The 8,641-nt window shown below is 45.1% G+C and carries 8 protein-coding genes; 3 read left to right on the top strand and 5 right to left on the bottom strand.

Annotation, left to right across the window (positions count from 1 at the left end; all coding sequences use genetic code 11):
• A partial coding sequence (locus ACN0YF_RS14580) for a tyrosine-type recombinase/integrase (RefSeq protein WP_417494944.1) occupies window positions 1–190 on the top strand: 190 nt, incomplete at its 5' end.
• 371 nt (window positions 191–561) lie between these two features.
• Here ACN0YF_RS14580 and ACN0YF_RS14575 read toward each other — a convergent pair.
• Genes ACN0YF_RS14575 through ACN0YF_RS14565 form a run of 3 tightly spaced genes read right to left on the bottom strand, consistent with a single transcriptional unit; the run spans window position 562 to window position 4,215 of the window.
• Complete coding sequence (locus ACN0YF_RS14575; RefSeq protein WP_417494943.1) at window positions 562–1,743, bottom strand: M20 aminoacylase family protein; 1,182 nt, start codon at window positions 1,741–1,743, stop codon at window positions 562–564.
• 9 nt (window positions 1,744–1,752) lie between these two features.
• The gene (locus tag ACN0YF_RS14570; protein WP_417494942.1) at window positions 1,753–2,940 is read right to left on the bottom strand and encodes a diaminopropionate ammonia-lyase; all 1,188 of its coding nucleotides are present in this window, start codon (window positions 2,938–2,940) and stop codon (window positions 1,753–1,755) included.
• Between the two features lie 27 nt (window positions 2,941–2,967).
• Window positions 2,968–4,215: a Zn-dependent hydrolase gene (locus tag ACN0YF_RS14565; RefSeq protein WP_417494941.1), complete on the bottom strand. Its 1,248-nt coding sequence runs from the start codon at window positions 4,213–4,215 to the stop codon at window positions 2,968–2,970.
• A gap of 138 nt (window positions 4,216–4,353) precedes the next feature.
• Between ACN0YF_RS14565 and ACN0YF_RS14560 the strand changes: the two genes are divergently transcribed.
• Window positions 4,354–4,815: an Lrp/AsnC family transcriptional regulator gene (locus tag ACN0YF_RS14560; RefSeq protein WP_417494940.1), complete on the top strand. Its 462-nt coding sequence runs from the start codon at window positions 4,354–4,356 to the stop codon at window positions 4,813–4,815.
• 27 nt (window positions 4,816–4,842) lie between these two features.
• Here ACN0YF_RS14560 and ACN0YF_RS14555 read toward each other — a convergent pair whose 3' ends face one another.
• On the bottom strand, window positions 4,843–6,048 hold the full coding sequence (locus ACN0YF_RS14555) for an MFS transporter (protein ID WP_417494939.1): 1,206 nt from the start codon (window positions 6,046–6,048) through the stop codon (window positions 4,843–4,845).
• Window positions 6,049–6,122: 74 nt separating this feature from the next.
• Window positions 6,123–7,352, bottom strand: a complete 1,230-nt coding sequence (locus ACN0YF_RS14550) for a MalY/PatB family protein (protein ID WP_417494938.1) — start codon at window positions 7,350–7,352, stop codon at window positions 6,123–6,125.
• 144 nt (window positions 7,353–7,496) lie between these two features.
• On the opposite strand from ACN0YF_RS14550, the gene ACN0YF_RS14545 reads away from it, so the two are divergent.
• Window positions 7,497–8,393: a LysR family transcriptional regulator gene (locus ACN0YF_RS14545; protein WP_417494937.1), complete on the top strand. Its 897-nt coding sequence runs from the start codon at window positions 7,497–7,499 to the stop codon at window positions 8,391–8,393.
• Window positions 8,394–8,641 lie beyond the last annotated feature (248 nt).

Raw genomic sequence — 8,641 nt, 5'->3', positions numbered from 1 at the left:
TAAAGATTTTAAATTCCACGACCTGCGCCACGAGAGCGTCAGCCGCTTAGTGGAAGGCGGGCTAAGTGATCAGCAAGTTGCGGCCATCAGCGGCCATAAATCAATGCAGATGCTACGCCGCTACACGCACCTCAGAGCCGAAGACCTGGTTGAAGAACTGGACGCGATAGCCAAAGGGAGAAAGGCTTAGCCAACACCGCCCCTCAAGTGTCAATCAAATGAGGATTAAGCCGATGTGACCTGGCTGTGCTCACCAGAAAAGGCAGGTTTATTGACACTTGGGGGGCAAAAATATCGATACAACCTCGGATGTGCTGGGGAGTTGGGCCCGCGATATCGATTTATTCAAACATAAATCAGTTTTGGACAGAAGTTTGCCAGTGAATTTGCTAAATTAGACCAAGACGAATAACTTTAGGTATCGCTAAAACGGATCAGATCTTGCGCTAGCCTTACCTGTTAAAGTTCTAGATGCGAAAAACTTATATCGATACATTGCCAAGATTGTAAATTAATGGATGCAGTTCGGCGCGATATCGATGATGCGCCGAATTTTCCGAGCTAGTTGGATTGATTTAATTTCTTTAATGCAACCTTAGCCACCGTGGCAAAGTAGTTTGCTCCGGTAACGAGTAATTCGTCATTGAAATCATAATGAGCGCTGTGTAGAGGCGTACCGCCCTGTTCTTTTTGATGACCATTACCAAAAAAGACAAAGTTGCCTGGTACTTTTTGTAGAAAAGCACCAAAGTCTTCTGAAATCATCATAGGTTGAATATTGTCTTCAACATTACCTCTTCCAACCACTTGTGCTGCCGACTCTACCGCTAAGCTGACGTATTCCTCCGTGTTCACTGTCGGAGCAAATTCGTGAGTGTAGATAACGGTTCCATTAGCGTTGTGCGCATCACATATCCCTTTAACAAGACTACGCATACGCTCCTCAAGCTGTGCTTGAATCGCTTTGGAATAACTACGAGTGTCACCTTTAATTACTACTTTTCCAGGAATGGCGTTACGCAACCCATCCGTTAAGATCTCTGTACAGGAAACCACTGCCGGTTGGCTTGGGTCTACGTTCCGCGACACGATAGTTTGCAGCGCTAAAATAATGTTTGCCGCTATCACCATCGGGTCATTGCCCATGTGTGGCCGCGCAGCATGAGTACCACTACCTTCAATGGTTATTTCAAAGTTATCCTCGCTAGCCATGATACCACCAGAGCGAGTAGCGATAGTCCCTAACGGCATTCCTGGCATATTATGACCACCAAAAATTGCGTCTACAGGGAAACGCTCAAACACGCCATCAGTCATCATTGCTTTCGCACCACGACCGTGTTCTTCCGCCGGCTGAAATATGAAGCGCACAGTTCCATCAAAATCAGGATTATCGGTAAGCAATTTTGCTGCGCCGAGTACCATAGCCATGTGGCCATCGTGGCCACACGCATGCATCTTCCCCTGATGTTGAGAAGTATAGTGACGCTCATTCGATGCCTCACAAATGTTTAAGGCATCCATATCAGCACGAATAGCAACGACTTTATGGCTGTTTCCTCGATTGATACTGGCAACTAATCCTGTGCCTCCTATACCTGTGGTTACCTTTAGCCCCATATCCGATAGTATTTGGCAAACAAATTCAGCAGTCTGATACTCTTCGAAACCGGTCTCGGGATACTGATGTAAATGGTGACGCCAGCTCATTAACTGTTTTTTAAACGATTCAATAGATGACATTTCTATTCCTTATTGTTTAGCGATGATTTCTTCTGCCGAAATACCTGTTAATTCTTTGAATAGATCTGGCGCAGTGGCACCTTCGGTATTAACGATTAAAACTTTGGAGTCCGCGTTTAGACTCAGCGCATTGAGCTGAGTCAGTTTTGCCAGCTTGGTCAATAGTGCTAAACCCGCCACCCCAGATTCACCGCCGACAATTGGTGCGTCCCCATATTTACTGTGAGCAAGATGCACCATGCTGTCGATCGCATCCTGATCTTCAATCAAAGTGAAATAATCCACACTTGGTTGTAGAAAGTCCCAAGCGATTTGTGAAGTTTCACCACAAGCCAGTCCTGCCATTACGGAATCTACCGACCCTGTTGCCGCCGATGGTTTACCCTGGATAGCACTCTGGTATAAACAGTCTGCCTGTCTTGGTTCGACCACAATAAATGTTGGGCGCTCAACTCCGTATTGCTCCCAGAAATAACTGAACACACCTGCAGCTAAACCTCCGACTCCACCCTGAAGAATTATATGGGTCGGCTTCTGCTCTTGCGCTTCGAGTTGTTCAGCAGTTTCCGTCGCCATCACACCATAACCTTGCATAACATCTCGAGGTATTTCCGTGTATCCTTCATAAGAAGTATCCGAGACGACAATCCAGCCATTTTCTTTCGCAATACGGTCAGCTTCTTCTACCGACTCATCATAGTTTCCAGTGATACGAACCATAGTTGCACCATACTCAGCAATGGCGTCTTCCCTTTCTTGGCTGACTTGTGCATGAATCACAATGGTACAAGGACAACCACTCGATTGTGCTGCTGCTGCTAATGCGCGTCCGTGGTTACCGTCAGTTGCACTAACCACAGCAAAGTCTGCAAGTTGTTCTCGGTATTTACCCAATAGGATTTTATCGGCTTCAAATGTTGGGAAATGGGTCAGGATTAAATTGATAAGTGCATTGGGAGCACCTAGTGCTTTAAAGCTCCCCAGTTTGGAGCGTTTGGATTCATCTTTTATCCAAAGCGTGTTAATGCCTAGTGCTCGAGCGGTTCCAGTCATCGACCTGAGTGGCGTGGCGCAACGGCTAAGCAAAGGCCAAGTAGACAGCCATTGCTTACTTTTATGAGCCGTTTCTTGGTTTAACACCGTTGCCAATTTTGTCGGATATGGTGAATTGGTGGCATTTGGGTTTTTAAATAGCATGATAAGGTCTCTCAAACGATAATTGGATTAGCCAGAAACGTTGCTGAGCAAAGAGTCTACGGTGGTCAATAGAACTTCAGCGCCGAGGATTAAATCTTCAAGTTCAGTGAACTCTTTCGGGTTGTGGCTAACGCCATCTTTACTTGGTACAAAAATCATTGCTGATGGCGCAATGCGGGCGATCATTTGTGCATCGTGACCTGCACCTGATGTCATTCGGTGATGAGAAATATTGAGTGAATTGGCAGCTTTCTCGATAGAAGCGACCAAGCTTTCGTCGAAGATAACAGGATCAAAGCGAGCTAATACCTCCGTTCCTATCGTGACACCTTCTTCTCGTCTTAATATCTCTAGTTTCTCTGCTAATGCCTGCTCGGCAGCCATTAACATCGTGTTATCCGGATTGCGCAGATCAACGGTTAATTCGGTCATTCGTGGGATGACATTAATCGCATTCGGTTCGAATTTTATGCTGCCAACTGTCGCCAAAGTTCCGGGCATCGTTTCCGTTATCTCTCTCAAGAACGCAATGATAGAAGCGGCGACATATCCTGCATCATGGCGCATCGACATAGGCGTCGTGCCTGCATGGTTAGCTTTTCCTTTGATTTGAATTTTTTGCCAAGAAATCCCCTGCAGATTGGCAACAGCACCAATTTTGATGCCCTCACTATCTAAGACCGGGCCTTGCTCGATATGCAGTTCAAGGTACTGACTGGGGATAAGCGTTCCTAGAGGCATCGTTCCGGCGTAGCCTATGCGTTGCAATTCATCTCCCAAGCGCGTCCCATCCGTGCCGATACTATTTAAAACTTGCTCTGCGGTGAGGCCTCCTGCATGGGCAAGGGATCCCATCATATCTGGTTGGTAGCGAACCCCTTCCTCATTGGTGAAAGCCGCCACAATGATTGGCCGTGAAGGAGAAACATTCTGGTCCCGATACGCTTTGGTGACAGCCAATCCGGCTAGAACGCCGTAGCAACCATCAAGTGCACCAGCATTGAATACACTGTCGATGTGGGAGCCAATCATCAAAGCGTCGTTTTTTGTGTTTCCTGTGTTATCAGGGAGAATGCCGAATAGGTTACCGATTTCGTCAATATGAACTTCCAAGTCCAATCCCTTCATCCATGTAACCAGTTGATCTCGTCCTAGCTTTTCTGCATCAGTTAAAGCAATTCGAGAGCGACCTTCATTGCTAGGCTCAAGGCCAATATTTCCAAGGGTAGTGATATTTTCAAGCAGCGTATCCGCATCTAGCACAAGTGCTGTCATAGGAACCTTCCTATATTTCGGTGTAATAAGTCATGTTAGATAGGACTAGTATAGAGAGCAGTGATCGTATAAATTTTCTAAATTAACTGTGTTATCGCAATTTTTTTGCGTTTTATTAGCGATTAAGTGGAAATTTTAATGATTGAAGTGGATGAATTTGATCTAAAGATCCTACGTGCTATCCAAAAAGATGGGCGAATGGCGCAAAGTGAGTTAGGTGAAGAGGTAAATTTATCAACGGCCGCCGTAAATAGACGACTCAAAAAGCTCAAAGCCAATGGCGTGATTAAGCAATATACGGCACTGCTTAATCAAGAAGCGCTGGGATTTGGTTTAACCATCATCGCCAACATCGAAGTGGAGTCAGAACAAATCCACGAACTGGATGCGACCCGTCGCGATTTTGAAAATTGCCCATTCGTACAACAATGCTATTACGTAACAGGAGAATGGGACTTTGTGTTGATATTCGCGGTGCAAAGTATGGATCAATACAATGAGCTGACAAGAGAGCTGTTTTTCCAAAAGCCTAACGTCAAACGTTTTAAAACGCTCGTCGCCATGTCCAAAGCCAAAGTTGGTGTTGGCCTTGCGTTATAAGACCAACACTCCATTGGTTTAATCGGGTTACGAGCGCTTCCTTGCCGAGCCAAGTGTGATCGTCGCCAAGACTAACGGTACAAATGAAACCAACAGCACGGTATGCCAACCATAGAAGCTAAGGATACCGCCGGAAGAAAACGAGCCAATCGCCATCAAACCAAATATGATGAAATCATTAAGCGACTGCACTCGGTTCTTTTCTTTGGCTTCGTGGCATTCTAGTACTAACGCGGACGCCCCTAAGAATCCAAAGTTCCAGCCAAGACCTAGCAGTATCAATAGCGACCAGAAATGCACGACCTCTTCTCCCATTAAACCAATAACAGCAGATAGCCCAGTTAGGAAAATACCCAATGCGGAGATTTTCGCAGCACCAAAACGCGCAATTAGCTTACCGGTAAAAAAGCTTGGCGCGTACATAGCAATCACATGCCACTGAATCCCCAAGTTCGATGACTCTTGGCTATGGCCATGCATGTGCATAGCCAGTGGAGCCGCTGTCATTAAAAAATTCATGATCATATAAGAAGCCGCGCCACAAATAACCGCACTAATAAAACGTGGCTGAAGTACAATATCTGCTAATGCTCGCCCACCTCGCTCTGTCTGCCTTTTTGGTGCTGGCGAATGGACACCGAAGAGTACAATGCCAGCCAATAGCGCAACTATCGCTTGTGCCAAAAAGGTCGCGGCAAACATTTTCTGTGGCCACAAGTGCATGGTTTGCGTAACCAATTGTGGCCCTATGATCCCTGCCACAATCCCGCCAGCCATGACTAGAGAGAGCGCTTGAGGGCGCTTGTTCGCAGGTAAGCCATCGGTAGCGGCAAAACGAAAAGAAAGCACAACCGCGGCGTAAGCGCCACCAAAAAATGTCGACAAACAAAATAGCCAGAACCATTGTGTAAACAGTGCTGCCATAGCAAGCAAACCGGTAATCACGCCAGCCGCAGAGCCAACCAAAAATGCAGCGCGGCGACCATAACGAAAGGCAATTTCTCCAACAGGAAAAACACATAGCGCCATGCCGACAACAAAAATTGAAATGGGCAAAGTGGCCAACATCGCTGATGGAGCAAGCATATTCCCGACAATCGCCCCCGTTGCATAGACCACCACCGCATTCGCGCCAGATAGGGCTTGAGCCAAGGTTAACCGCCAAATATTCGAGCGGTTTTGTGATTCCGTGTATTCCGACGCCTCAACAATCAAATCGGTCTGATTATCCATATTTGTTCCTAGCCATAGTCTGTTCTAATCTCACAACTGTTCTTGAAGTAGAGTCAGTGCACGTTTGAGGTCGATTATATTGTGTAGTCATTGGCAAGGTAGTCTAGTGAAAGACGTAGACGGCGAATCGACTCTTCCACAGTGGACCGTGGGCAGCCTAAATTCACTCGCATATATCCATGACCTTCTTGACCAAACTTCTGCCCTTTATCTAACCATAGACGCGCTTTAGTCAACATAAATCGGTCTAATTCCACTGCACTGAATCCCAACTTGCGACAATCAATCCAACTCAAATAAAGAGAGTCGGCCCGAAGTACGCTGATTCTATCCGTCATCGCATTAACCTCTTTCGCAAAATAGTCATGGTTACCACGGACGTAATCGACCATCGCATCCACCCATTTTTCACAGTGTGTATAGGCCGCCTCTGCCGCTACCATGCCCAGTGTATTAACCAATGGGAACATATTTCTCTCATACAGCCGTGCAAACTGATTTCGTAGGTTTTTGTTAGGAATAAAGACGTTCGCACACTGTAATCCAGGCAGATTGAATGTTTTACTTGGCGCGGTACAAGTGAGACTGTTTAGCTCAAATTCACGCCCCAAAGAGGCAAACGGAGTATGCTTTTTGAGCGGATTCATGATCAAATCTTGGTGAATTTCATCCGAAATAACCAGTATTCCATGTTTAAAACATATTTCGCCCATGATTCTTAATTCTTCTTCCGACCACACATTACCGGTAGGATTATGAGGATTGCTCAAAATGAATATTTTAGTGTTCGCTTGAATCGCATCTTCAAACACTTCAGGGTTAAATCGATAGCCCTGGTCAACTCGCTCCAGTGGAGCCAATGCCAGTTGTCGACCATTAATAAGCACATCGTTATGAAAATGAGAATAGACTGGCGGCTGAATTAAGACGCTATCCCCAGGGTTTGAAAATGCTTGAATTGCCGTTTTTAGGCTTGTAATGATTCCGGCGGTTTGAACCACCCACTCCTCTTGTACAGCCCAGCTAAAACGCTTCTTTTGCCAATTTATTACCGCATCCACATAACTTTCGAGCGCACCACCCGGATAACCAAATACGCCATGCTCAACAGCGTCATACAGGGCATTTAACACAGGTTTAGGCGCTCTGAAATCGGTATCTGCAACCCACATTGGCAACGGTTCCGCCGCGCTTTCTTCTAAACTGAGCAACTGTTTACTGAATGCCCACTTCATCGAGTTTGAGTTTTTGCGCTCTATCACTTCATCAAAAATGGATTGAGGAAATTCTTCTGTATAGTTCATGTAATACTCCGCCAAATCAGAAAGTTAACAATATAAGTATCGGTAGTCGCTATTTTTGCAGGAGTTTTATCATGATTAAAAATGGTATTTATTCATTAAATGATGAGTTATGCTCATCACATAATCAGGAAGCGGGTCGTAGTTATGATTGATGTGAGATATCTGGAAATTCTAAAGGAAGTAAAGTCTCAGGGCAGTGTTACCGCTGCTGCAGAAAAGCTGCATGTGAGCCAGTCTGCCCTTTCGCATATGATCAGAAAACTTGAAGAGCGCTACAACACAAAAATCTGGATTAAACAGGGTAGAAACTTACATTTTACCAAAGCCGGTGAATACTTAATTCAAGTTGCTGAGCGAATTTTGCCGCAGTTAGAAAATGCCGAGGTTATGCTTCGCGAATATGCTTCAGGCATGAGAGGACACGTAAAAGTCGGTATGGAATGCCATCCTTGCCAGAAGTGGCTGATGGCTATTGCTGATCCTTATCTAGAGAAATGGACCGATGTGCGTTTCGAAGTCTCATCGTCTTTTAATTTTAGCGGTATAAATGCTCTCAATGAACATGAAATAGATATATTAATTACGCCTGATCCCATAGATCACCCGCTTCTTACTTTTCAACCGGTGTTTGACTATGAGTTGGTCTTAGTTGTACACAAAGCTCACCCACTCGCTAAAAAAGCCTACATTGAGCCACACGACTTGGTTAATGAAGAACTGATTACCGTGCCAGTTTCCGCGGACAGACTAGATATTTTCACCCAATTCTTAATCCCGTCCAATTGCAGACCTAAAAACCACGTAAAGATAGAAACATCCGATTTGATCCTACAATTGGTTTCTCATAATCGGGGTGTAGCGGTACTCCCAGACTGGCTTGTAAGCGCGACAACAAAAAGTGAACATCTTGAATGTATTAAAATTGGCTCAAAGGGGATCCAGAAGTGCATACATGTGGGAATGCGAAAAGGTGAGCAAGAGATTGATTATTTGAAGGGTTTTGTCGAAATAGCAAAAAACATAGTCCCAATTTTGACTTGAATCTATACCTTCTAATAGTTGCTTTTCAAGAGACTGAGTTATCCCATATGGAACTACCATTACATTACGATAATTTTATGAAAAGCTAGTGATGTCATCTATCGGCTTCAATTATCTAGCAAGGTTTGGAGCAGATTCGTGTCAGTCAAGAGCTCACTGACACGTTGATGTTTTATTAGATTTAGCTCTCACTTCTTGAGTAAGCTGCTGCTTGTTCAAAAAGTTCCTGGCTCGGTTTCATTCCGGTG

Origin of the sequence: Maricaulis sp., assembly GCF_048270265.1 — a bacterium.
Taxonomy (GTDB): domain Bacteria; phylum Pseudomonadota; class Alphaproteobacteria; order Caulobacterales; family Maricaulaceae; genus Maricaulis.
Note: the sequence above shows the minus strand (reverse complement) of the source record. Positions and strands in the feature narration are given on the sequence as shown.